The organism is Streptomyces sp. ISL-11, assembly GCF_018614525.1.
Lineage (GTDB): Bacteria > Actinomycetota > Actinomycetes > Streptomycetales > Streptomycetaceae > Streptomyces.
Genome location: NZ_JAGGOL010000029.1, coordinates 141,834 through 164,476, shown reverse-complemented (window position 1 = coordinate 164,476; position 22,643 = coordinate 141,834). Strand labels below are relative to the sequence as shown.

At 70.5% G+C, this 22,643-nt stretch carries 21 protein-coding genes; 13 read left to right on the top strand and 8 right to left on the bottom strand.

All coding sequences use genetic code 11. The features are described from left to right. Nucleotides 1-118: 118 nt before the first annotated feature. From J7E86_RS08620 to J7E86_RS08610, 3 genes are all read right to left on the bottom strand, one after another. Nucleotides 119-694 carry a TerD family protein gene (locus tag J7E86_RS08620; RefSeq protein ID WP_215080942.1) on the bottom strand — a complete coding sequence of 192 codons (576 nt, stop codon included), beginning with the start codon at nucleotides 692-694 and terminating at the stop codon, nucleotides 119-121. A gap of 218 nt (nucleotides 695-912) precedes the next feature. After that, nucleotides 913-1,371: a peroxiredoxin gene (locus tag J7E86_RS08615; RefSeq protein WP_215080941.1), complete on the bottom strand. Its 459-nt coding sequence runs from the start codon at nucleotides 1,369-1,371 to the stop codon at nucleotides 913-915. 367 nt (nucleotides 1,372-1,738) lie between these two features. Continuing rightward, complete coding sequence (locus J7E86_RS08610) at nucleotides 1,739-2,161, bottom strand: DUF3052 domain-containing protein (protein ID WP_215080940.1); 423 nt, start codon at nucleotides 2,159-2,161, stop codon at nucleotides 1,739-1,741. A gap of 495 nt (nucleotides 2,162-2,656) precedes the next feature. On the opposite strand from J7E86_RS08610, the gene aceE reads away from it, so the two are divergent. Then, nucleotides 2,657-5,389: a pyruvate dehydrogenase (acetyl-transferring), homodimeric type gene (aceE, locus tag J7E86_RS08605; RefSeq protein ID WP_215080939.1), complete on the top strand. Its 2,733-nt coding sequence runs from the start codon at nucleotides 2,657-2,659 to the stop codon at nucleotides 5,387-5,389. A gap of 120 nt (nucleotides 5,390-5,509) precedes the next feature. On the opposite strand, the gene J7E86_RS08600 is transcribed toward aceE, so the two are convergent. Further along, nucleotides 5,510-5,881 carry a peptidase inhibitor family I36 protein gene (locus J7E86_RS08600; RefSeq protein WP_215080938.1) on the bottom strand — a complete coding sequence of 124 codons (372 nt, stop codon included), beginning with the start codon at nucleotides 5,879-5,881 and terminating at the stop codon, nucleotides 5,510-5,512. A 111-nt stretch (nucleotides 5,882-5,992) separates the two neighbouring features. Beyond that, nucleotides 5,993-7,585: an MFS transporter gene (locus J7E86_RS08595; protein WP_215080937.1), complete on the bottom strand. Its 1,593-nt coding sequence runs from the start codon at nucleotides 7,583-7,585 to the stop codon at nucleotides 5,993-5,995. Between the two features lie 116 nt (nucleotides 7,586-7,701). Between J7E86_RS08595 and J7E86_RS08590 the strand changes: the two genes are divergently transcribed. From J7E86_RS08590 to J7E86_RS08570, 5 genes are all read left to right on the top strand, one after another. Beyond that, complete coding sequence (locus J7E86_RS08590; RefSeq protein WP_215080936.1) at nucleotides 7,702-8,361, top strand: TetR family transcriptional regulator; 660 nt, start codon at nucleotides 7,702-7,704, stop codon at nucleotides 8,359-8,361. Between the two features lie 98 nt (nucleotides 8,362-8,459). Next, nucleotides 8,460-9,683, top strand: coding sequence for an alpha/beta hydrolase (locus J7E86_RS08585; protein ID WP_308312520.1), 1,224 nt, complete (start codon nucleotides 8,460-8,462; stop codon nucleotides 9,681-9,683). Between the two features lie 284 nt (nucleotides 9,684-9,967). Beyond that, the gene (locus J7E86_RS08580) at nucleotides 9,968-10,828 is read left to right on the top strand and encodes a DUF4429 domain-containing protein (RefSeq protein WP_215080935.1); all 861 of its coding nucleotides are present in this window, start codon (nucleotides 9,968-9,970) and stop codon (nucleotides 10,826-10,828) included. A 96-nt stretch (nucleotides 10,829-10,924) separates the two neighbouring features. Continuing rightward, nucleotides 10,925-12,238, top strand: coding sequence for a sensor histidine kinase (locus J7E86_RS08575; RefSeq protein WP_215080934.1), 1,314 nt, complete (start codon nucleotides 10,925-10,927; stop codon nucleotides 12,236-12,238). Continuing rightward, nucleotides 12,235-12,912 carry a response regulator transcription factor gene (locus J7E86_RS08570; protein WP_215080933.1) on the top strand — a complete coding sequence of 226 codons (678 nt, stop codon included), beginning with the start codon at nucleotides 12,235-12,237 and terminating at the stop codon, nucleotides 12,910-12,912. The genes J7E86_RS08575 and J7E86_RS08570 overlap by 4 nt, the downstream gene beginning before the upstream one ends. A 119-nt stretch (nucleotides 12,913-13,031) precedes the next feature. Here J7E86_RS08570 and J7E86_RS08565 read toward each other — a convergent pair whose 3' ends face one another. Next, a complete protein-coding gene (locus J7E86_RS08565) occupies nucleotides 13,032-14,051 on the bottom strand; it encodes an aldo/keto reductase (RefSeq protein WP_215080932.1) in 1,020 nt (339 codons plus the stop codon). Between the two features lie 6 nt (nucleotides 14,052-14,057). Further along, nucleotides 14,058-14,519 carry a MerR family transcriptional regulator gene (locus tag J7E86_RS08560; RefSeq protein WP_215080931.1) on the bottom strand — a complete coding sequence of 154 codons (462 nt, stop codon included), beginning with the start codon at nucleotides 14,517-14,519 and terminating at the stop codon, nucleotides 14,058-14,060. A gap of 108 nt (nucleotides 14,520-14,627) precedes the next feature. On the opposite strand from J7E86_RS08560, the gene J7E86_RS08555 reads away from it, so the two are divergent. Beyond that, nucleotides 14,628-15,443, top strand: coding sequence for a serine hydrolase (locus J7E86_RS08555; RefSeq protein ID WP_215080930.1), 816 nt, complete (start codon nucleotides 14,628-14,630; stop codon nucleotides 15,441-15,443). A 189-nt stretch (nucleotides 15,444-15,632) separates the two neighbouring features. Here J7E86_RS08555 and J7E86_RS08550 read toward each other — a convergent pair whose 3' ends face one another. After that, the gene (locus J7E86_RS08550; RefSeq protein ID WP_215080929.1) at nucleotides 15,633-16,313 is read right to left on the bottom strand and encodes a pirin family protein; all 681 of its coding nucleotides are present in this window, start codon (nucleotides 16,311-16,313) and stop codon (nucleotides 15,633-15,635) included. 56 nt (nucleotides 16,314-16,369) lie between these two features. Between J7E86_RS08550 and J7E86_RS08545 the strand changes: the two genes are divergently transcribed. The 6 genes from J7E86_RS08545 to J7E86_RS08520 all read left to right on the top strand — a co-directional run bounded on the left by J7E86_RS08545 (nucleotide 16,370) and on the right by J7E86_RS08520 (nucleotide 22,634). Then, nucleotides 16,370-17,554 (top strand): CdaR family transcriptional regulator, encoded by a 1,185-nt coding sequence (locus J7E86_RS08545; protein ID WP_215080928.1) that lies wholly within the window; start codon nucleotides 16,370-16,372, stop codon nucleotides 17,552-17,554. Nucleotides 17,555-17,643: 89 nt separating this feature from the next. Beyond that, nucleotides 17,644-18,597, top strand: a complete 954-nt coding sequence (locus tag J7E86_RS08540) for an ACP S-malonyltransferase (RefSeq protein ID WP_215080927.1) — start codon at nucleotides 17,644-17,646, stop codon at nucleotides 18,595-18,597. A 14-nt stretch (nucleotides 18,598-18,611) separates the two neighbouring features. Beyond that, the gene (locus tag J7E86_RS08535; RefSeq protein ID WP_215080926.1) at nucleotides 18,612-19,658 is read left to right on the top strand and encodes a ketoacyl-ACP synthase III; all 1,047 of its coding nucleotides are present in this window, start codon (nucleotides 18,612-18,614) and stop codon (nucleotides 19,656-19,658) included. 103 nt (nucleotides 19,659-19,761) lie between these two features. Next, nucleotides 19,762-20,010, top strand: a complete 249-nt coding sequence (locus tag J7E86_RS08530; RefSeq protein WP_215080925.1) for an acyl carrier protein — start codon at nucleotides 19,762-19,764, stop codon at nucleotides 20,008-20,010. A gap of 67 nt (nucleotides 20,011-20,077) precedes the next feature. Then, the gene (gene fabF / locus J7E86_RS08525) at nucleotides 20,078-21,337 is read left to right on the top strand and encodes a beta-ketoacyl-ACP synthase II (protein ID WP_215080924.1); all 1,260 of its coding nucleotides are present in this window, start codon (nucleotides 20,078-20,080) and stop codon (nucleotides 21,335-21,337) included. A gap of 265 nt (nucleotides 21,338-21,602) precedes the next feature. Further along, entirely contained in the window at nucleotides 21,603-22,634 is a 1,032-nt protein-coding gene (locus tag J7E86_RS08520) for an alpha/beta hydrolase-fold protein (RefSeq protein ID WP_308312519.1), read from the top strand. Nucleotides 22,635-22,643: the final 9 nt, after the last annotated feature.

Below are 22,643 nucleotides of genomic sequence, written 5' to 3'. Positions count from 1 at the left end.
TTGAAACCCGGATGACCCGGATGAAAAGGGTCCGATGTACGTCCGGCGCCGCACGCCGACGCCCCGCGGCCGGGGCCGGGGGGCGGGCGTGCGGCGCCGGACGCCGCCTGCGTTTCGGTCAGACGTTGACGCCGAAGTCCTGCGCGATGCCGCGCAGGCCCGAGGCGTAGCCCTGGCCGATGGCCCGGAACTTCCACTCCGCGCCGTTGCGGTACAGCTCACCGAAGACCATGGCGGTCTCGGTGGAAGCGTCCTCGCTGAGGTCGTAGCGGGCCAGCTCGGTGTTGTCGGCCTGGTTCACCACGCGGATGTAGGCGTTGCGGACCTGGCCGAAGCTCTGCTGACGGCTCTCGGCCTCGTAGATCGAGACCGGGAAGACGATCTTGTGGACATCGGCGGGCACGCCGGCCAGGTTGACCTTGATGGCCTCGTCGTCACCCTCGCCCTCACCGGTGAGGTTGTCACCGGTGTGCTCGACGGAACCGTCGGGGCTCTTGAGGTTGTTGAAGAAGACGAAGTTCTGGTCGTTGGCGACCTTTCCCTGGTCGTTCGTCAGCAGCGCGCTGGCGTCCAGGTCGAAGTCCGTACCGGTGGTGGTACGGGCGTCCCAGCCGAGACCGACGATGACCGCGGTCAGGTTGGGGGCCGCCTTGGTCAGCGAGACGTTGCCGCCCTTGCTGAGACTGACACCCACGAGTCCTCCATTGGTTCGAGTTCGAGGGGGCCGGAACCACTCGGCGAGACCTGAGCCCCCGTTTTTGTGCGATGGCATCCGATCAACGTTTGGATCCTAGTGACCGGTTCCCACCGATTACAGGGTTCTTGCACGCCGATCGGGCCCGGAGTGCGCCTAGAGCTGAATCGACGCACTCCGGTTCGGAAAAAACCTACGAAAACTGTTTCGGCGAGGGATCAGAGCGCCGCGAGCGCCTGGGTGTACTCGTTCAGGTCGCGCGCGTCGGGCAGCCCGTTGACGATCGTCCAGCGGACGATGCCCTCCTTGTCGATGATGAAGGTGCCTCGCACGGCGCAGCCCTTCTCCTCGTCGAAGACCTCGTAGGCGCGGCTCGCGGCGCCGTGCGGCCAGAAGTCGGAGAGCAGCGGGTACTCCAGGCCCTCCTGCTCGGCGAAGACGCGCAGGGCGAACGGGGCGTCGTTGGAGACCGCCAGCAGCTGCACGTCGTCGTTGACGAACTTCGGCAGCTCGTCGCGCAGGGCGCACAGCTCGCCGGTGCACACACCGGTGAAGGCGAAGGGGTAGAAGAGCAGGACGACGTTCTTCTCGCCGCGGAAGTCGGAGAGCCGGACGGTCTCGCCGTGCTGGTTCTTCAGCTCGAAGTCCGGAGCCTTGGTGCCGACAACGATCGCCATGGGTTCGCATCCCTCTCTCGACAGGAGCCGGCCCTGGATCCGTGCGCCTCCGCGACCCCGGTGACCGGCGGGTAGGCGGCCAGTCTGTCACTGCGCCCCCCGTACGCAGCACCGCGCCCCCCGGCAGCGATGTGCCGGGGGGCGCGGTGGGGCTTCGACGGAGGCCGGGACCAGGTGGTGTCCGGCGGGCTGTCCTGCCGGCTGCGGCGAGCGCCCTGCGGGCGCGTCCTCAATCTCCCCCAGCTACCGCTGGGGGTGCCCCCAACGGGCTGAAATCGGCTGAGCTCAGCCGAAATCAAGCCCGTCCGGCGACTGAGGACACCACCGCGCAGCGGTGGTGCGCACGACACGACCCGCCGGACACGGCCTAGCGCTTCGGGGCCACCAGACGGGCGCCGGCCCAGTCCTTGGCGACGCTGATGCTCTTGGTCTGGCTCAGGCCGGCGGTCTGCGCCGCCTCGCTGGTGTCGCTCGGCTCGACGTACCCGTCGCGGCCGGTCTTGGGCGTCATCAGCCAGATGATCCCACCGTCCTCGAGCAGGCCGATGGCGTCCACGAGCGCGTCCGTCAGGTCGCCGTCCTCGTCGCGGAACCACAGGACGACGGCGTCGGCCACGTCGTCGTAGTCCTCGTCGACAAGATCCTGGCCGGTGATCTCCTCAATGGCCTCGCGGAGCTCCTGATCGACATCGTCGTCGTAGCCGATCTCCTGGACCACCTGTCCGGGCTGGAAACCCAGCCTGGCGGCAGGGTTGGTCCGCTCCTCCGCGTGGTCCGCGGTCGCGCTCACGGATTGCCTCCTGTCATCTTTTCGAGAAAGTCTCTTGTGTTCCCCGCATACGCGAGGCATTGGCCGTAGTCCACACGTGCCGGGCGGATCGCGCAAGTACCCGGCCGCCCAGACCGCCGAAACGGTGACGGATGCGGCGGTCTCGGCGCAACTCCAACCGTCAACCAGTCCCTCACAGGGTGACGCCGGGTGATTCATGCCACAGCATTCTGCCTCCTTTGCGAACTTGTCCTCGACGAATGCGGCCAGGGGGTCCGAACGGCCGTACGCGGACGACCCCCATAGGGGGCGTATGGTTGCGATTTGGCCGCCGCGAGTCGGCCACCCGACGACGCGTTGTCTCACTGTGCGGTGGTTACCGCCCAGTAGAGATGACGTTTCCGCCGCCGCGGTCCACGATGGGAGCCGGCGCGACATATGAAGAGCAATATTTGACCGCGTGCGCAGCAGCGATTGCGTGCCGAGCACGATACGACCGAACAGCGAAGGAACAGCGTGGCTCCCGGATCCGATCGCAACCCGATCATCATTGGCGGCCTTCCCAGCCAGGTCCCGGACTTCGATCCCGAAGAGACCCAGGAGTGGCTCGACTCGCTCGACGCAGCTGTCGATGAGCGAGGCCGGGAACGGGCCCGCTACCTGATGCTTCGCCTGATCGAGCGCGCGCGCGAGAAGCGTGTGGCCGTGCCCGAGATGCGCAGCACGGACTACGTCAACACCATCGCGACCAAGGACGAGCCGTTCTTCCCCGGCAACGAGGAGATCGAGCGCAAGGTCCTCAACGCGACCCGGTGGAACGCGGCCGTGATGGTCTCGCGCGCCCAGCGCCCGGGCATCGGCGTCGGTGGCCACATCGCCACCTTCGCGTCCTCGGCGTCGCTCTACGACGTGGGCTTCAACCACTTCTTCCGCGGCAAGGACGAGGGCGACGGCGGAGACCAGATCTTCTTCCAGGGTCACGCCTCCCCGGGCATCTACGCCCGCGCGTTCCTCCTGGACCGGCTCTCCGAGCAGCACCTGGACTCCTTCCGCCAGGAGAAGTCCAAGGCCCCCTACGGCCTGTCCAGCTACCCGCACCCGCGGCTCATGCCGGACTTCTGGGAGTTCCCGACCGTCTCGATGGGCCTCGGCCCCCTCGGCGCGATCTACCAGGCCCGCATGAACCGCTACATGGAGGCGCGCGGCATCGCCGACACCTCCAAGTCGCACGTCTGGGCGTACCTGGGCGACGGCGAGATGGACGAGCCCGAGTCGCTCGGCCAGCTGTCCATCGCGGCCCGTGAGGGTCTGGACAACCTCACCTTCGTCGTCAACTGCAACCTGCAGCGCCTCGACGGCCCGGTCCGCGGCAACGGCAAGATCATGCAGGAGCTGGAGTCGCAGTTCCGCGGCGCCGGCTGGAACGTGATCAAGCTGGTGTGGGACCGCTCCTGGGACCCGCTGCTGGCCCAGGACCGCGACGGCATCCTGGTCAACAAGCTCAACAGCACCCCCGACGGCCAGTTCCAGACGTACGCCACCGAGACCGGTTCGTACATCCGTGAGCACTTCTTCGGCGACGACCACCGTCTGCGGAAGATGGTCGAGGGCATGTCCGACGACCAGATCCTGCACCTGGGCCGCGGCGGTCACGACCACAAGAAGATCTTCGCGGCGTACGCGGCGGCCAAGGCGCACAAGGGCCAGCCGACCGTGATCCTCGCGCAGACCGTCAAGGGCTGGACCCTGGGTCCGAACTTCGAGGGCCGCAACGCGACCCACCAGATGAAGAAGCTCACGGTCGAGGACCTCAAGCGCTTCCGCGACCGGCTCCACATCCCGATCGCCGACAAGGAGCTGGAGTCCGGCCTGCCGCCGTACTACCACCCGGGTCGCGACTCGGAGGAGATCCAGTACATGCACGACCGCCGGCAGTCGCTGGGCGGCTATGTGCCGACCCGCGTCGTGCGGTCGAAGCCGCTGGCCCTGCCGGACGACAAGGCCTACGCCACGGCCAAGAAGGGCTCCGGGCAGCAGTCGATCGCCACGACCATGGCGTTCGTCCGCATCCTGAAGGACCTCATGCGGGACAAGGAGATCGGCAAGCGCTTCGTGCTGATCGCCCCCGACGAGTACCGCACCTTCGGCATGGACGCCTTCTTCCCGTCCGCGAAGATCTACAACCCGCTCGGCCAGCAGTACGAGTCCGTGGACCGCGAGCTGCTGCTCGCCTACAAGGAGTCGCCGACCGGCCAGATGCTGCACGACGGCATCTCCGAGGCGGGCTGCACGGCCTCCCTGATCGCGGCGGGCTCCGCCTACGCGACGCACGGCGAGCCGCTGATCCCGGTCTACGTCTTCTACTCGATGTTCGGTTTCCAGCGCACCGGTGACCAGTTCTGGCAGATGGCCGACCAGCTCTCGCGCGGCTTCGTACTCGGCGCGACCGCCGGCCGTACGACGCTGACGGGTGAGGGTCTGCAGCACGCGGACGGCCACTCGCAGCTGCTGGCGTCCACCAACCCGGGCGTCGTCTCGTACGACCCCGCGTTCGGCTTCGAGATGGCGCACATCGTCAAGGACGGTCTGCGCCGGATGTACGGCGAGAACGCCGAGGACGTCTTCTACTACCTGACCGTCTACAACGAGCCGATCCAGCACCCGGCCGAGCCGGCGGACGTGGACGTCGACGGCATCCTCAAGGGCCTGTACCGCTTCCAGGCGGGCGAGAAGGGCACCATCCCGGCGCAGATCCTCGCCTCCGGTGTGGCGGTGCCGTGGGCGATCGAGGCCCAGCGGATCCTCGCCGAGGAGTGGAACGTCAAGGCGGACGTCTGGTCGGCGACCTCCTGGAACGAGCTGCGCCGCGATGCCATCGAGGTGGAGGAGCACAACCTCCTGCACCCCGAGGAGGAGCAGCGCGTCCCGTACGTGACGAAGAAGCTCGCCGCGGCCGAGGGCCCGAAGGTCGCCGTGTCCGACTGGATGCGCGCGGTTCCGGACCAGATCTCGCGCTGGGTGCCGGGCACGTACCAGTCGCTGGGCGCGGACGGCTTCGGCTTCGCGGACACGCGTGGCGCGGCCCGTCGCTTCTTCCACATCGACGTGCAGTCGATCGTCCTCGGCGTGCTCACCGAGCTCGCCCGCGACGGCAAGATCGACCGCTCGGCCCTGAAGCAGGCCGTGGACCGCTACCAGCTCCTGGACGTCACGGCGGCGGACCCGGGCGCGGCGGGTGGCGACGCGTAACCCATAAGTAGACCTGTGGCCCCGACCAGCATTGCCGGTCGGGGCCACAGTCGGTTGTGGGCAATCGTTCCGCACGGCGGAACGGGTGGGCACAACCCGACCCGCGGACGTCGACCGGCCTCAGCGCTCCCACACCTTGTACGCCCGTACCGCATAGGGAGACTCAGGCACCCACGTCCCGGACGGATACGTGGCGAACTCGCCCGTCTCCGCGCACGTGGCGCTCTGGTACGTCGTAACGGGCCGCCCCGTCCGGTTCGCCAAGGACGCCGCACTCGTACCGGCGGGAAGCGTCACACAGCTCTCGATGTCGATGCCGGCCAACTCACTGACCTGCCGCTCCCCCCGGAATTCGGCCGAAGGCCACACGCACAGCTGCCCGGCCCCGCAGGGCCCGAGCCGCCCGGCGCCCGTCGCACCCGCCGTGGGTACGGACAGGGCGGCCAGTCCGAGCGCGGCCAAAGCAACCGCGGAAACGCGAATCGCACGCATAAGAATCACTCCCTGTGTCTGTGCGCTTACGCCGCATCCTCGCCGCGGTGATCACCGCTGCCAAGAGGGCCCCGCACCGCGAGGCCCTGATAGGGGAAGGGTTCGGCCGTCTCAGACGTGGGCCGCCCCGGCCGCCGTGTCCGCGTTCTCGCCCCGCTTGGTGAAGACCGCGAACACCGCCGCGAGCAGCGCGACGACCCCGGCGACGGTGAACGACAGGCTCATCCCCGACACGAAAGTGTCATGCGCGACGCCCGTGATCTTCTCCGCCGCCTGCGGCGACGTGTCCGGCGGTACGGGCGCGATGCCGACCGCGACCGCGTCGGAGGCTTTGGACAGCTGCTCGGGCGGGACGTCGGGCAGGCCCGCGTCGGCCCAGTTGCCCGGCAGCAGGTGGTCGACCCGGGCCGCCATCACCGCGCCCAGCACCGCGGTGCCCAGCGAGCCGCCGACCTGCATGGCCGCCTGCTGGAGGCCGCCGGCGACGCCGGCGTGCCGCAACGGCGCGTTCCCGACGATGACTTCCGTGGCGCCGACCATGACCGGCGCGAGGCCGAGACCGAACAGCGCGAACCAGACGGACATGGCGAGGGAGCCGGAGTCGGTCTCCAGGGTGGTCATGCCGTAGCAGGCGGCCGCGGCGAAGAGCATCCCGACGACCAGCGGTACCCGCGGGCCGATCCTCGTGATGACCGCGCCCGCCGTGGGCGCGCCGACGATCATCATCCCGGTGAGCGGGAGCAGGTGCATGCCGGCGTTGACCGGGGTCATGCCGTGCACGTTCTGGAGGTAGAAGGTGACGAAGAACAGGCCGCCGATGAAGGCGAAGGCCATCAGCACCATCAGGGCCGTGCCGGCGGTCAGCGGCAGGGAGCGGAAGAGGCTCAGGGGCAGCAGGGGTTCACGGACCTTGGCCTGCCAGAGGGTGAACAGCGCGAAGGCGACGACGGCCGCGCCGAGGAAGAGCAGCGTGCGGGTGTCGCCCCAGCCCCGGGCGGGCGCCTTGATGAGGGCCCAGACCAGACAGAACATCGCGGCGGAGAGCAGGACGATGCCGAGGACGTCGAAGGATTTGGAAGTTTGTTCGCCCCGGTGGTCCTTGAGGATGAGCAGGCCGAGGACGAGGGCGAGGACGCCGACCGGCACGTTGATGTAGAAGACGGACTGCCAGTTGACGTGCTCGACGAGCACGCCGCCGAGGATCGGGCCGCCGGCGGTCGAGACGCCGATGACCATCCCCCAGATGCCGATGGCCATGTTGAGCTTTTCGGCCGGGAACGTGGCCCGCAGCAGACCGAGCGCGGCCGGCATCAGCAGGGCGCCGCACAGGCCCTGGAGCACCCGGAAGCCGACGACCATCGAGACGCTGTCGGAGAGTGCGATGGCACCCGAGGAGGCGGCGAAGCCGGTGGTGCCGATGAGGAAGGTCAGCCGGTGACCGAAGCGGTCACCGAGCTTGCCGGCGGTGATCAGGGCCACCGCGAGGGCGAGGAGATAGCTGTTGGTGATCCATTGGACGTCGGCGAGCGAGGCGCCCAGATCCTTCTGGATGGCGGGGTTCGCGATGGCAACGATCGTGCCGTCGAGCGTGACCATCATCACGCCTATCGCGACGGAGAGGAGAGTCAGCCAGGGGTGGCCCCGTAAGTGTTTCCGGGGCCCGAGTTCCGGCGTCGCGTGGGCGACCGTGGTCCGAGACATCATAATTCGAGATTATGGCAGCGTCTGACAATTGACAAACCTCTTCATGAGTCGGTATCTGTCAAAATCGACCCACGGCTATCCTGAGCAGCAGAAACGCGGCGGAGGAGAGGTGGCCCATGCAAGCGGTCAAGGACATGAGCCCCCGAGCGGCACCGTCCGGGCTGCGCGAGCGCAAGAAGCGCCGCACCCGCGAGACCCTGATCCGCTCGGCCCTGGAGCTGTTCGCGCTCAAGGGCTACGAACGCACCACCGTCGACGAGATCGCCGAGGCCGCGGACGTCTCCCAGCGCACGTTCTTCCGCTACTTCGCGAACAAGGAAGAGGTCGCCCTGGCGGTGCAGGACTCCGTGGAGTCGCACTTCTTCACCGCGCTGCGGGCGCGCCCCGCCTCCGAGTCGCCCCTCACCGCGCTGCGCAGCGCGGTGCTGGCGTCCTGGGACACCGTCGGCGAGGCCATCGAGTCGGTCGTGCCCCTGGAACTGCACATGCGCACCTACCGGATGATCGAGTCGACCCCGCCCCTGCTGGCGGCCCACCTGCGCCGGCTCTCGGAGCTGGAGGAGCGGCTCGCGCGCGAGATCGCCGATCGCGAGGGCCTGGACGTGGCGACCGACCCGCGGCCGCGGGTCCTGGTCGCGGCGTTCGGTGGTGTGATGCGCGTGACGGGGAAGCTCTGGGGTGAGTACGAAAGCGGCGGCATGGAGGAGCTGCGGCGGCTGACGACCCTTTATATGGACCAGCTCGGCCCGGCGTTGGCGGAAAACTGGCGCACCTGATCGCGAAAGATCCGGGCCCGACCAATTGCCCTCATTCAAACGTGAGATAGCTCACCGTTTTCGCGGACGCAACCGGGTTTCTCCTAGGGTGGTTCGCGGTGACTTCTTTCCCGGAGCTCGGCTCCCCCTCTCCCGTCCCCTGGACGACCACGGCCGCCGTGTGGCGCGCGCTGCTCGCGCTGGCCGTGGTGTTCGTCATGCTGGCCACGACCGGCTGGACGGCCGTCCGAAGCCACAAGGCGGTCGGTGACGTGCGGACGACGACGCTCAAGGAATGGCTGCACGGCTCCATAGCGGGCCACCCGCTCCCGGCGCCCACCGCGGCCCCGGACGTCATGGCGCGGTTCTTCGGCTCGCTCTCGGGCGCTCAGCGCACCCGCCTCGCGGACCGCTATCCCCTCGTCGTCGGCAATCTCAACGGCGCTCCGGTCACCCTGCGCTACCGCGCCAACCGCATCGCCCTCGACCAGGCCCGTGCGGCCGAGAAGCGGCGTACGACGGAGAGCGGCCTGTCCCCCGTCGGCCACCGCGAGGCGTCCCGCCGCATGCACCGCTTCGCGTCGCTGATGGCCGGCGACCGGCAGATCCTCTCCTTCGACCCCACCGGCTCCGGCCGGGTCGCGGAGGTCGTCGGCGACCTCGACAAGGCCGACCGGATCTCCGTCGTCGTCCCCGGCGTCGACACCAACGTCCTGACCTTCGAGAAGACCCAGCGCTCCTTCACCGCGCCCGTCGGCATGGCGCACTCGCTCTACGACGCCGAGCGGAAGGCCGCCACCGACACCCGTACGGCCGTCATCGCCTGGGCCGACTACACCTCCCCCGCCGGTGTGGGCATGGACGCGGCCACCGGCAAGCTCGCCGCCGAGGGCGCCCTGCGGCTGCGCGCCCTGGTCCAGGCGCTGCCCGGCGCCTCGCCCGTCTCGCTGTTCTGCCACAGCTACGGGTCGGTGGTGTGCGGTGTCGCCGCCCGCGAGATGTCCCCGCGCGTCACGGACGTGGCCGTCGCCGGCAGCCCCGGGATGCGCGCCGAGCACGTCTCCGAGCTGCGGTCCAGCGCCCGGGTATGGGCGATGCGCGACCCGGACGACTGGATCCAGGGCGTGCCCCACCTGGAGGTCGGCGGCCTCGGCCACGGCGCGGACCCGGTCTCCGCGGGCTTCGGCGCGCGCGTGCTGTCCGCCCGCGGCGCACAGGGCCACACCGGCTACTTCGAACCCGGCACCACCAGCCTCGCCAACTTCGCCGGGATCGCCGTCGGCGCCCCCGCGGAGGTCAGCTGCGCGCGGGCCGGCAGCGGCTGCGCGGACGACCTGGCGTAGGCCGGGCTCGGTGGAGGGCTGCTGTGTGTGTCCTGGCCGAAAGCGGCTGAGCTCAGCCACATCAAGCCCGTCTGGGGGCACCTCCCAGCGGTAGCTGGGGGAGATTGAGGACGCGCCCGCAGGGCGCTCGCCGCCGCAGGCGGCAAAGACGGCCCGCAGCCGAAGATCCGCCGGGGGCCGGGCCCCGTGCCGCCGCCCGGAGCCGACCGGCACGCGTCCGTCCGCTTGGACGCGCGTAGCGCGGGGAGGGGACGGGCGGGCTGCCGCCGCATACGATGAGCCGCATGGGTGATGTGCTGGCCGGTTTCCAAGCCGTCTGGGAGTTCGACAGCGACTCCGTGCTCATCCGCTTCGAACGGGGGATCCGCACACCGAGGCTGCTTCAGGCTCTCGGCGAGCGGCGCATCCCCTACGAAGCGCTCGCGGCCGTCGAGCAGGCCCCGGGGAAGCGCGGCACGGTCGTGCTGCGCGCTGTCCCGAGACCGGGCGCCGATCCGCTGATGGAGGTGGCCGACGGCCAGCTCAAGGAGGCCGGCGACCCCTACCGCCTGGTGCTGCCCGCCGAGCGCGACGCCCTCGCCGAGTACTACGCCGACGAGATACGGGCCGCCCTCGGCCCGTACGCCGACACTCCCGCCGAGCGCCATCTGGTGGCCGCCCCGACGCCGCCGCCGTCCTTCAAGGCGTACGACGGCAAAGCGTCCTTCGACGGCAGGTCCGTCTCCTTCCGGTGGTTCTGGACCGGCGCGTCCTCCGCCAAGTGGAAGGCCGGCGACCAGCGCTTCGCCGTGGACGAGCTGACGGGCGTCGTATGGCGCTCCCCCGAGATCGCGGGCGGCTATCTGCGGCTCGTACCGCGCGACGCGGACGGCCGGCGGCCGGCGGAGGCCGACCAGGACCCGGCATCGGTCGTCTTCGGCATGGGCTACGGGCTCGTCCACGAATCGCTGCCCTTCGCGGCGGCGGTCCTGGAGGCCGTACGCGCCAAGGCCCCCGGGATCCCCGCCGGTCACGTCCCCGCGGCCCGCCCCGACCCCGGCGGCATCGCCGACCGCATCCGCCACCTGGGCGCGCTGCACGACGCGGGGCTGCTGACGGACGACGAATTCAGCGCGAAGAAGGCCCAGTTGCTGGCGGAGCTGTGAGGGGAGCCGGGCGCCGGATGATACCCCGGTATGACACCACGATGAGCACCCTGGGGTGACGTCCGGCCAGTAGGGGCCATCTACGCTGGTCAGGCCATGCCTCAGTCAACGGCCGCTTCCCTCGGCACCTTCCTGCGCGGCCTCTTCACCCCCGTCGGCCCGCCCGCCCCCCTGCTCGGCCGCTCGCGGCGCCGCGGGGTGCGGCTGCTGCCGTACTTCGTGGCCGTCCTGTTCACCGTCGTCCTGCTGCCGGTCACCGCCGTCTCGCTCTCGCAGGACTACGGGCTGAACTCCGACGCTGCCACCGCGCTGGCCATCGTGCAGATGATGCCGCTGCTGCTGGCCGTCCGGCGGCCGCTGCTCGCCTGGGAGATCGCCTTCCCCGCCCACCTCGCCGGATCGGCCGCCCTGCTGACTGTCGCCGTACCCGAGGGGCGCCCCTGGCCCTGGTCGCCGATGGCGACGATCGGGATGCTGCTGCTGATGCTCGCGCTGGGCCTGCGCGAACGGCGTCGGACGCTCGTCGCCGTCTGGCTGCTCACCGTGGTGGCGAGCCTCGCCTTCGACGGCCTCGCGCCCGAGCGGGCCGACAACACGTGGGTGCCGCTGATCGTCATCGGCGGCGTGCTGCTCCTGCTGACCGGTGCCCTGCGGGAGCGGGGCGACGCCCGGCGGGCGCTGGCCGAGCAGGAGACCATCAGCGAGGCCGAACGCTCGCGCCGCACCCTGCTGGAGGAGCGCGCCCGCATCGCCCGCGAGCTGCACGACGTGGTCGCCCACCACATGTCGGTGATCACCGTGCAGGCGGACAGCGCCCCGTACCGCATCGCGGGCCTGTCCGACGAGGCGGGCGCGGAGTTCGGCTCGATCGCCACCACCGCGCGCGAGTCGCTGACCGAGATGCGGCGGCTGCTGGGCGTGCTGCGCAGCGAGGACGCCTCCGGCGAGGCGGGCGGCTCCGAACGGTCACCGCAGCCGGGCGTCGAGCGGATCCCGCAGCTGGTCGAGGCGACGGTACGGGCCGGGCTGCCGGTCGAGCTGTCGATGCCCGATGCCCTGCCGGCACTGCCGCAGGCCGTCGACCTCTCTGCCTACCGCATCGCGCAGGAAGCGCTCGCCAACGTCGTCCGGCACGCCCCGGGCGCGGCGACGCGGGTGTCGGTGTCCGTCGACCGGGGCCTGGGGAGCCTGCTGGTCCTGGTCGTCAACGCCGCCCCGGAGACGGGCACTCCGCCGCTGGAGACCGGCGGCACGGGCCACGGCCTGGTCGGCATGCGCGAACGCGTCCGGCTCGTCGGCGGCACGCTCGACACCGGCCCGCTGCGGGACGGCGGCTTCCGGGTGGCGGCCGGACTCCCGTTCACGGCGGAGACGACAACAGAAACGGAAGAAGGACCCCGCACCGCATGACCATCAAGGTGATCATCGTCGACGACCAGGCCATGGTGCGGGCGGGCTTCGCCGCGCTGCTCTCGGCGCAGCCGGACATCGACGTCGTCGGCGACGCCCCGGACGGGCGCCAGGGCGTGGAGGTGAGCGGCCGCACCCACCCGGACGTGGTGCTCATGGACGTCCGGATGCCCGAGATGGACGGCCTGGAGGCCGCCCGGCGGCTCCTCGACCCGCCGCCCGGTGTCGTCCACCGCCCAAAGGTGCTGATGCTCACCACCTTCGACGTCGACGACTACGTCTACGAGGCGCTGCGCGCGGGCGCCTCCGGCTTCCTCCTCAAGGACGCGCCGCCGGCCGACCTGATCTCGGCGGTCCGCGTCGTCGCCGCCGGCGAGGCCCTGCTCGCCCCCTCGGTCACCCGCCGCCTGATCGCCGACTTCGCGAAACAACGCCCGGCCCCGCGCCGCGACCCCGCCCTCCGCCTGAACGGCCTGACCCCGCGCGAGACGGAGGTCCTGGAACTGATCGCCCGCGGCCTGTCGAACCAGGAGATCGCGGGTTCGCTGGTGCTGGCCGAGCAGACGGTGAAGACGCATATCGGGCGGGTGCTGGCGAAGGTGGGCCTGCGGGACCGGGCCCAGGCGGTGATCTTCGCGTACGAGTCGGGGCTGGTGGCGCCGGGGGATCGGTGATCTGCCCTTCCTGAACGCCGGCCGGGCTGGATTTCCAGCCCGGCCGGCGTTTGAGGTCAACGGGGGTCCGGGGGCTTGCCCCCGGTTCGGGAAGGGGCGGGCAGGGGAAAAGGAAACCCCTACTCGCGACCCACGGACGTGAAGCCCATGTCCGCGTACCGCCCACCCGCCACCTTCTCGGCAATAGGCTCCAGCGCCGCCAGCTCATCCCCCGTCAGAACAACCCGCGTAGCAGCCGTGTTCTCGTCCAGACGAGACCGCTTCCGCGTCCCCGGAATCGGAATCACCGCGAGCCCATGCACCTGAGCCCGCTGCTGCACCCACGCCAGCGCCACCTGCCCCACCGTGATCCCCCGCTCCACGGCAATCCCCCGCACCGGCTCCAGCAGCGCCGCGTTCGCCGCCGCGTTGTCACCCGTGAATCGCGGCTGCGTGCGCCGCCAGTCGTCGCTCGCCAGCTCCTTGTCGGCGCTGACGAACGAGCCCGTCAGGAAGCCGCGGCCGAGGGGCGAGTACGGCACGAAGGCGACGCCCAGTTCGGCGGCCGTGGCCACCACGCCCTCCTCGACGTCCCGGCTGAACAGCGACCACTCCGACTGCACGGCCGCGATCGGGTGCACGGCGTGCGCGGCGCGCAGTTCGCCGGGCGAGACCTCGCTCAGCCCGAGGCGGCCGACCTTGCCCTCCGCGACGAGCTCCGCCATCGCGCCGGCGGTCTCCTCCATCGGCACGTCCAGATTGCGGCGGTGCATGTAGTAGAGGTCGATGTGATCGACGCCCAGGCGGCGCAGGCTGCCCTCGACGGACTGGCGGATGTACGCGCGGTCGTTGCGTATCTCCTGGTACGACGGGTCGTCCTCGCGCCGCACTATGCCGAACTTCGTGGCCAGCGTGATCCGGTCCCGGTGGGCGCGGACGAACGGCGCGATGAACTCCTCGTTGCGCCCGAAGCCGTAGATGTCGGCCGTGTCGAAGAGCGTGACGCCCAGCTCCAGGGCGTGCTCCAGCGTGGCACGGGCCTCGGCCTCGTCGGTGGGGCCGTAGGCGTGGGTCATGCCCATGCAGCCCAGGCCCTGGATGCCGGTGAGCGGGCCGCCCTCGCCGAGTGCGACGGTGGCGATGGTGTTCTCGTTGCTCATGGTGTGTCAGACCCCTTCGGTCGCCCGGTCGCGGGCGGCGGCATAGATGTCGATCTTGTAGTCGAGAACTTCGAGCGTGCTGCGCAGTTCCGCGATACGGCGTCGCACGTCGTCGCGGTGCCTGCTCAGCAGCCGCTCGCGTTCGGGGAAGGTGTGCTCGCCGTCCCGCACCAGCTGCGCGTAGCGGACCATGTCGGCCACCGGCATGCCGGTCAACCGCAGTCGGCCCACCAGGTCCAGCCAGTCGAGGTCGCGGTCGGTGTAGCGGCGCTGGCCCGTGTGCGAGCGGTCCACGTGGGGCATCAGGCCGATCCGTTCGTACCAGCGCAAGGTGTGCGCGGACAGCCCGGTGTACTCGGCGACCTCGCTGATCGTGTAGCGGTCGCGGCCCTCCGGGCGGCGGTACCGCGGCTGTTCGAGCGGAGTGCAGGCGCGTACCGTCGCCGGTACACGATCAGTCACGGTCATGCGGATTCCCCCTTGTGCCTTCGCTTCGGGCTCCACGCTAGAGACTTGGAGTGCACTCGAAGCAAGCGAGTTCCGGAGGGAATCCCGCTCCGGGTTAGGCTCCTTGCCATGGAGAGCCTGCGGATGATCGACAAGTGGCCGGTGGAGACCGCGGCGGTGGTGGTGGTGCGCGCCGACGGCACACGGGCGGGGTCGCACGGGCCGACCGCCCACCGCTTCCCGCTGGCGTCCGTCACCAAACCGCTCGCCGCCTACGCCGCGCTGCTCGCCGTCGAGGAGGGCGCGATCGAGCTGGACGAGCCGGCGGGCCCCGCGGGCTCCACGGTCCGGCACCTGCTCGCGCACACCTCCGGGCTCGCCTTCGACGAGCACCGGGTGATGGCCCAACCGGGCACCCGGCGGCTGTACTCCAACGCCGGCTTCGAGGCCCTCGGCGACCATATCGCCAAGGCGACGGACATCCCCTTCCCCGAGTACCTGCGGCAGGCGGTGCTGGAGCCGCTCGGCATGACGCACACGGACCTCCCGGGCTCGCCGGCCAAGGACGGCATCTCCACGGTCGACGATCTGGCCCTCTTCGCGGCGGAGCTCCAGGCACCGCGCCTGCTGTCGCGGCAGACCCTGGCCGAGGCGACGACGGTGGCCTTCCCCGGCGTGACGGGCGTCCTCCCCGGCTACGGCCACCAGCGCCCGAACGACTGGGGCCTGGGCTTCGAGATCCGCGACGCCAAGTCCCCCCACTGGACGGGTTCGTCGTCGAGCCCCCGCACGTACGGGCACTTCGGCCAGTCGGGCACGTTCCTGTGGGTGGACCCGGAGGCGGGGGCGGCGTGCGTGGCCCTGGCGAGCAGGGCGTTCGGGGCGTGGGCGGTGGAGGCGTGGCCGCCCCTGACGGACGCGGTCCTGCGGGAGCTGGCGACCTGAGCTTCCGGGGGCTGCGCCCCCGGGCCCCCGTCGGCCTCAATCTCCCCCAGCTACCGCTGGGAGGTGCCCCCAGCCGGGCTTGAAAGTGCCGGGCCGGTCACCAATTCAGCCCGTCCGGCGATTGAGGACCGGGGTCCGGGGCGGAGCCCCGGTTCGGGAAGGGGCGGGTCGGGGAAAAAAGCCCAACCCTCACCCAAATCGCGGCTCCGCATGCATCTCCCACACCAGCAGCTCCGCCTCCCCCACCGGCTCCGCGACAACCCCCTCCGCATCCAGAATCCGCACCGCGTCCCCGGCCGACAGCTCGTCCCCACCGATCCGCACGGCCCCCCGGACCACATGCACGTACACCCAAGGCGCATCCGGCAGCGGCACCGCACCGGCCCCCCGGCGGACATGCAGCACCGCATCCGCCCGCGCGAGGGCGCACGGCGTCCCGCCGGAGAAGCTCCGCAGCACCTCGTACGACGCCTCGCCCCCATAATCCGACGGCGTCAGCCACATCTGGACGAACCGCAGCGGCCCCGCCCCCTCGTTCCGCTCCGAGTGCCGCACCCCCGACCCCGCGCTGAGCCGGGCCAGGTCGCCGGCCCGGACGACCGTGGAGCGGCCGGTGGTGGAGTCCTCATGCGTGAGCTCGCCCTCGATCACCCATGTGACGATCTCGACGTCACGGTGCGGATGGGCGGGGAAGCCGGCGCCCGCGGCGAGGCGCTCCTCGTTGCAGGCCGCCAGCGGCCCGAACCGGACGTTGTCGGGGTCGTAGAACCCGGAGAAGGAGAAGGCGTGCCAGGTCTCGATCCCGGCCGCCGGGTCCCCGCCCTGGAAGCGTTCCCGGGCCCGCTGTACGGCGCGTCGCACGTGCGTCATCGGCCTACGGTAGCCCGGCGGCCCCGCACCGGAGCCGAATAAGGCAGGCTTGTGCCGTGCCTGAACCCGCCGCTAACACCCCGCATCCTCACAGTGCCACCCTGCGCCGCCTGGAGAAGTCGTCCGGAACTCTGGCCGCCGCCGCCATCGCCCGGATGGATGCCCAGCTGCCGTGGTACCGGGCGATGCCCCCGGAGAACCGCTCCTGGATCGGGCTGGTCGCCCAGGCCGGTATCGCGGCCTTCACCGAGTGGTTCCGGCATCCGGAGACACCGCAGGCGATCAGTACGGACGTCTTCGGCACGGCCCCCAGGGAGCTGACCCGGGCGATCACGCTGCGCCAGACGGTCGAGATGGTCCGTACCACCATCGAGGTCATGGAGTCGGCGATCGACGAGGTGGCCGCGCCCGGCGACGAGTCGGTGCTGCGCGAGGCGCTGCTCGTCTACGCGCGGGAGATCGCCTTCGCCACCGCTCAGGTGTACGCGCAGGCCGCCGAGGCGCGCGGCGCGTGGGACGCCCGGCTGGAGTCGCTGGTGGTCAACGCCGTGCTGTCCGGCGAGGCCGACGAGGGCGCGCTGTCCCGGGCGGCCGCGCTGGGCTGGAATTCGCCCGCGCACGTCTCGGTGGTGCTGGGGACCGCCCCGAACGGGGACAGCGAGCTGACCGTCGAGGCCATCCGGCGGGCCTCGCGGCACGCCAAGCTCCAGGTGCTGACGGGTGTGCTCGGGGACCGCCTGGTGGTGATCGCGGGCGGCTCGGACAATCCGCTCCAGACGGCGAAAGCCCTGATCGGGCCGTTCGCGGCCGGTCCCGTGGTGGCCGGTCCGGTGGTGTCGGACCTGCTGGCGGCGACGCGTTCCGCGCAGGCCGCGGCGGCGGGTCTGAAGGCGTGCGCGGCGTGGCCGGACGCACCTCGTCCGGTCCTCGCGGACGATCTTCTTCCGGAGCGCGCGATGGCCGGTGACGTCACCGCGCGTGAGCAGTTGGTGGAGGAGATCTACAGACCGCTGGAGGAAGCGGGCTCGGCTCTGCTGGAAACCCTGAGCGTGTATCTGGAGCAGGCCAGTAGCCTGGAAGGTGCGGCGCGGATGCTGTTCGTCCACCCGAACACCGTGAGATACCGCCTCCGACGTGTGACGGACGTCACCGGCTGGTCACCCTCCGACGTACGTTCGGCCTTCACGCTGCGCATCGCGCTCATCCTGGGCCGTCTGGCCGACGCGGAGTCGCGGATCTAGCCTTTTGTCGAACATCAACAATTCCCCTGACGGTTCTTGGTCCCTGTCCCCACGGGTGGCCGAGGCCGTCCACGAGAGAGAGTGTGAGGGTGCTCGTACTCGTCGCTCCCGGCCAGGGCGCTCAGACGCCCGGCTTCCTGACCCCCTGGCTCGACCTCCCCGGCGTCACCGGACGCCTCGCGGAGTGGTCGGCCGCCATCGACCTGGACCTGGTCCACTACGGCACGAACGCCGACGCGGACGAGATCCGCGACACCGCCGTGGCCCAGCCGCTGCTGGTGGCCTCCGCGCTGCTCTCGGCGCGGCAGCTCTTCGCGACGGCCGATGACCTCGACCGCCACGTCGGCGCGGCCGCCGGCCACAGCGTCGGCGAGCTCGCCGCGGCCGCCCTGACCGGTGTGCTGCCCGAGCGGGCCGCACTGGAGCTCGTACGCAAGCGCGGCCTGGCCATGGCCGAGGCGGCGGCGGTCACCGAGACCGGTATGGCGGCACTGCTGGGCGGCGAGCCCGACGTGGTCCTGCCGCATCTGGAGAAGCTCGGTCTGACCCCGGCGAACGTCAACGGCGCGGGCCAGATCGTGGCGGCGGGCACCGCCGAGCAGCTGGCCGCGCTGGCCGAGGACAAGCCCGAGGGCACCCGGCGGGTCGTCCCGCTGAAGGTCGCGGGCGCGTTCCACACGCACCACATGGCCCCGGCCGTGGCGGCGCTGGAGTCGGCCGTGCGCGAGCTGGCCCCGGCCGATCCGCGCACCCGCTACGTCTCGAACAAGGACGGCGCGGTCGTCGCCTCGGGCGAGGACGTCGTACGCCGGCTGGTCGGCCAGGTGGCGAACCCGGTCCGCTGGGACCTGTGCATGGAGACGTTCAAGGCCCAGGGCGTCACCGCGATGATCGAGCTCGCGCCGGGCGGCACCCTGGTGGGCCTCGCCAAGCGCGCCCTGCCGGGCGTTCGGACTCTCGCGCTCAAGACCCCGGACGACCTCGACGCGGCGCGCGCCCTGGTCGCCGAGTACGCCCCCGACGCCGCGACCCCGGCCGAATAAGGAGCCCCGAGAGCATGACCGCGAAGATCAAGCCCAGCAAGGGCGCCCCCTACGCGCGCATCCTCGGTGTGGGCGGCTACCGCCCCACACGGGTCGTCCCGAACGAGGAGATCCTCAAGCACATCGAGTCGTCCGACGAGTGGATCCGTTCCCGCTCGGGCATCGCCACGCGGCACTGGGCGAGCCCGGACGAGACGGTGTCGGCGATGTCGGTCGAGGCGTCCGGCAAGGCCATCGCCGACGCGGGGATCACGCCCGAGCAGATCGGCGGCGTCATCGTCTCGACGGTGTCGCACTTCAAGCAGACCCCGGCGATCGCCACCGAGATCGCGTACAAGATCGGCGCGGGCAAGCCCGCCGCGTTCGACATCTCCGCGGGCTGCGCGGGCTTCGGCTACGGCCTCACGCTGGCCAAGGGCATGGTGGTCGAGGGATCGGCCGAATATGTCCTGGTCATCGGCGTGGAGCGGTTGTCGGACCTGACGGATCTGGAGGACCGCGCGACGGCCTTCCTGTTCGGCGACGGCGCGGGCGCCGTGGTCGTCGGTCCGTCGAAGGAGCCGGCGATCGGCCCGACGGTCTGGGGTTCCGAGGGCGACAAGTCCCACACGATCAAGCAGACCCACGCCTGGGACGTCTACCGCACCACTCCCGTCCCCGGCGGCCAGGGCCCCGAGGTCCGGCTGTCGGCCGACGAGATCCGGTACCCCGCCATCACCCAGGAGGGCCAGGCGGTGTTCCGCTGGGCCGTCTTCGAGATGGCGAAGGTCGCCCAGCAGGCGCTGGACGACGCCGGGGTCAGCCCCGAGGACCTGGACGTCTTCATCCCGCACCAGGCGAACATGCGGATCATCGATTCGATGGTGAAGACCCTCAAGCTGCCGGAGACCGTCACGGTGGCCCGCGATGTGGAGACCACGGGCAACACGTCCGCCGCCTCCATCCCGCTGGCCATGGAGCGACTTCTGGCCACCGGGGCGGCGAAGAGCGGGGACACCGCCCTCGTCATCGGTTTCGGGGCGGGTCTCGTGTACGCCGCGACGGTCGTTACCCTCCCCTAGGCGAGATCCGCGCTGCCCGGCCCAGGCCGTGCCGCGCGGGACCCGCCGCAACAGCCAGTTCCACACCACGCAGTCCCACCGCACAGAACGAAGGAGCGCCACAATGGCCGCCACTCAGGAAGAGATCCTCAAGGGCCTCGCCGAGATCGTCAACGAGATCGCCGGTATCCCCGTCGAGGACGTCCAGCTGGACAAGTCCTTCACCGACGACCTGGACGTCGACTCGCTGTCCATGGTCGAGGTCGTCGTCGCCGCCGAAGAGCGCTTCGACGTCAAGATCCCGGACGAGGACGTCAAGCACCTGAAGACGGTCGGCGACGCTGCCGACTACATCCTCAAGCACCAGAGCTGATCACAGCGTTTGTCGCCACCCCAGCGGTGGCGGTTCCAGCACCTCTAATCGTGGAGACAGAATTCCTGTGAACCCGACCAATCGCACCGTGGTCGTCACCGGTATCGGCGCAACCACACCGCTGGGTGGCGACAGCGCTTCGACCTGGGAAGCCATGCTCGCCGGCCGTTCCGGCGTCAAGCCCCTGGAGGGCGAGCGCTTCGCCGACCTGCCCGTCCGCATCGCCGCCCGCGCGGCCGTGGACCCCGAGGACGTCCTTCCCCGCCCGCTCACCCGCAAGCTGGACCGCTCGGCGCAGCTCGCGCTGATCGCGGCCCGTGAGGCGTGGGCCGACGCGGGTTACACCGCCAAGGCCGGCGAGGACCCGGCCATCGCCCCCGAGCGTCTGGGCACGGTCATCGCCTCCGGCATCGGCGGTGTGACCACCCTGCTCGACCAGTACGACGTGCTCAAGGACAAGGGCGTCCGCCGAGTCTCGCCGCACACCGTGCCGATGCTGATGCCCAACAGCCCGTCCGCCAACGTGGGCCTGGAGGTGGGCGCCCAGGCCGGTGTCCACACCCCGGTCAGCGCCTGCGCGTCCGGTGCCGAGGCGATCGGCTACGCCGTCGAGATGATCCGCACCGGCCGTGCCGACGTGGTCGTCGCCGGCGGTACCGAGGCGGCCATCCACCCGCTGCCCATCGTGGCCTTCGCCAACATGATGGCGATGTCGAAGAACAACGACGAGCCGGAGAAGGCGTCGCGCCCGTACGACAAGGGCCGTGACGGTTTCGTCCTCGGTGAGGGCGCCGGCGTCGTGATCCTGGAGTCGGCCGAGCACGCCGCCGCGCGTGGTGCCCGGGTCTACTGCGAGGTGCTGGGCCAGGGCCTGTCCGCGGACAGCCACCACATCGCGCAGCCGGAGCCGACGGGCCGCGGCATCGCCGCCGCCCTGCAGAACCTGCTGGACTCCACCGACCTCAAGCCGTCGGAGGTCGTGCACCTCAACGCGCACGCCACCTCCACCCCGCAGGGTGACGCGGCCGAGATCAAGGCGCTGCGCAAGGTCCTCGGCGACGACCTCGACCACGTCGCGGTCTCCGCGACCAAGTCGATGACCGGTCACCTGCTCGGTGGCGCCGGCGGCATCGAGACGGTCGCGACCGTGCTCGCCCTGTACCACCGCATGGCTCCGCCGACCATCAACATCGACGAGCTGGACGAGGACATCGACGCGGACATCGTCCGCGAGGCCCGTCCGCTGCCGGAGGGTCCCATCGCGGCGATCAACAACTCCTTCGGATTCGGCGGCCACAACGTGGTGCTCGCCCTCCGTTCGGTCTGATCCCGCTCCTGCGCGGACGTCGGCCTTCACGATCCCGGTCCGGGGTCGTGGGGGCCGACGCTTTTGCGTGAGCGGCGCAGATCATAGCCGGGGTGCGGAACCCCGGCGGCACCTTTGGCCCTCCACAAGGGCGGAACCAGACGGTCATGTCCTTCGGGACAGCGCGATCAATGTCCGGAGCGACGTGATGACACAAGCGAACAGCGGGACGTACCGGTCCCAGGGGCACGTGCGTGCGCGTCGTGCCAAACGATGGACCCTCACGGTGGCGTCCATAGCCGTGCTCGGGCTGATAACCGCCGGCGTCCTGAACTACCTGAAGATCGGCCCGTTCTCCGACAAGGGCAAGCCGGTGAGCTTCGGCCAGGACCAGGCCGCCGGTGGCTCCGGCGGTCAGGCCGGCGGGGCGAACGGTGCCCCGGCCCCGGACTCCAAGGTCCTCATGCCGACCGGCCCGGTCGCCGACTTCAAGAACTCCGAGACCCTGGGCGACGGCACGCACATCGCCGAAACCACCCTGGAGGGCAAGAAGTCCGGTTTCACCGGCAAGGTCTGGGTATGGGCACCCAGGGAGTACACCAACCCGAAGTTCGACAAGCACGGCTTCCCGGTCCTGATCGCCCTGCCCGGTGGCCCCGGTTTCCCGAACAACTACTGGATGGGCACCAACCTCAAGCTCCAGTCCTCGATCTCCAAGTGGTACGCCGAGGGCAAGAGCAAGCCGTTCCTCCTGGCCATGCCGATCCTGAACCCCAAGAACAACGGCACGTACTGGGACGGCAGTGACATACCGGGCCAGCCGAAGATGGGCACCTGGCTGACCGAGGACGTCCCGGACCTGATGAAGGCCAACTTCCGCACGATCAAGTCGCGCGACGGCTGGGCCTTCATGGGCTCCTCCTCCGGCGGCTTCGCCGGCATGAAGGCCGTCCTGAAGCACCCGGACCAGTTCAAGGCCGCGATAGCCTCCGGCCCGGACTTCTACCCGGACTCCCCGCTGTGGAAGGGCCACCCCAAGGAGCGGGACGAGAACGACCCGAAGCTGCTGGCGAAGGACCTGATCGCCCGCAAGGGCCCCGACGTCTACATCGCCTTCCAGTACGGCACGCGCGAGGACCCCATCACCATCGAGGGGGTCAAGAAGTTCGTGGCGCAGTACGGGACCGGGCCGGTGCACACCACGGTCAAGGAGATACCGGGCGGCAAGCACGACGCCGCCACGTACGTCCCGAGCATGGGCCAGGGCCCGATCCAGTTCATCAGCGAGCAGCTGTCGGACCCGATCCCGGCATCCTGACCCGCTCGC

Coding starts and splice junctions, on each gene's coding strand:
- J7E86_RS08615 (WP_215080941.1), bottom strand. CDS start 1,371: ATGGCGATCGTTGTCGGCACCAAGGCTCCGGACTTCGAGCTGAAGAAC.
- J7E86_RS08600 (WP_215080938.1), bottom strand. CDS start 5,881: ATGCGTGCGATTCGCGTTTCCGCGGTTGCTTTGGCCGCGCTCGGACTG.
- J7E86_RS08595 (WP_215080937.1), bottom strand. CDS start 7,585: ATGATGTCTCGGACCACGGTCGCCCACGCGACGCCGGAACTCGGGCCC.
- J7E86_RS08590 (WP_215080936.1), top strand. CDS start 7,702: ATGCAAGCGGTCAAGGACATGAGCCCCCGAGCGGCACCGTCCGGGCTG.
- J7E86_RS08580 (WP_215080935.1), top strand. CDS start 9,968: ATGGGTGATGTGCTGGCCGGTTTCCAAGCCGTCTGGGAGTTCGACAGC.
- J7E86_RS08575 (WP_215080934.1), top strand. CDS start 10,925: ATGCCTCAGTCAACGGCCGCTTCCCTCGGCACCTTCCTGCGCGGCCTC.
- J7E86_RS08570 (WP_215080933.1), top strand. CDS start 12,235: ATGACCATCAAGGTGATCATCGTCGACGACCAGGCCATGGTGCGGGCG.
- J7E86_RS08565 (WP_215080932.1), bottom strand. CDS start 14,051: ATGAGCAACGAGAACACCATCGCCACCGTCGCACTCGGCGAGGGCGGC.
- J7E86_RS08560 (WP_215080931.1), bottom strand. CDS start 14,519: ATGACCGTGACTGATCGTGTACCGGCGACGGTACGCGCCTGCACTCCG.
- J7E86_RS08555 (WP_215080930.1), top strand. CDS start 14,628: ATGGAGAGCCTGCGGATGATCGACAAGTGGCCGGTGGAGACCGCGGCG.
- J7E86_RS08550 (WP_215080929.1), bottom strand. CDS start 16,313: ATGACGCACGTGCGACGCGCCGTACAGCGGGCCCGGGAACGCTTCCAG.
- J7E86_RS08535 (WP_215080926.1), top strand. CDS start 18,612: ATGACCGCGAAGATCAAGCCCAGCAAGGGCGCCCCCTACGCGCGCATC.
- J7E86_RS08530 (WP_215080925.1), top strand. CDS start 19,762: ATGGCCGCCACTCAGGAAGAGATCCTCAAGGGCCTCGCCGAGATCGTC.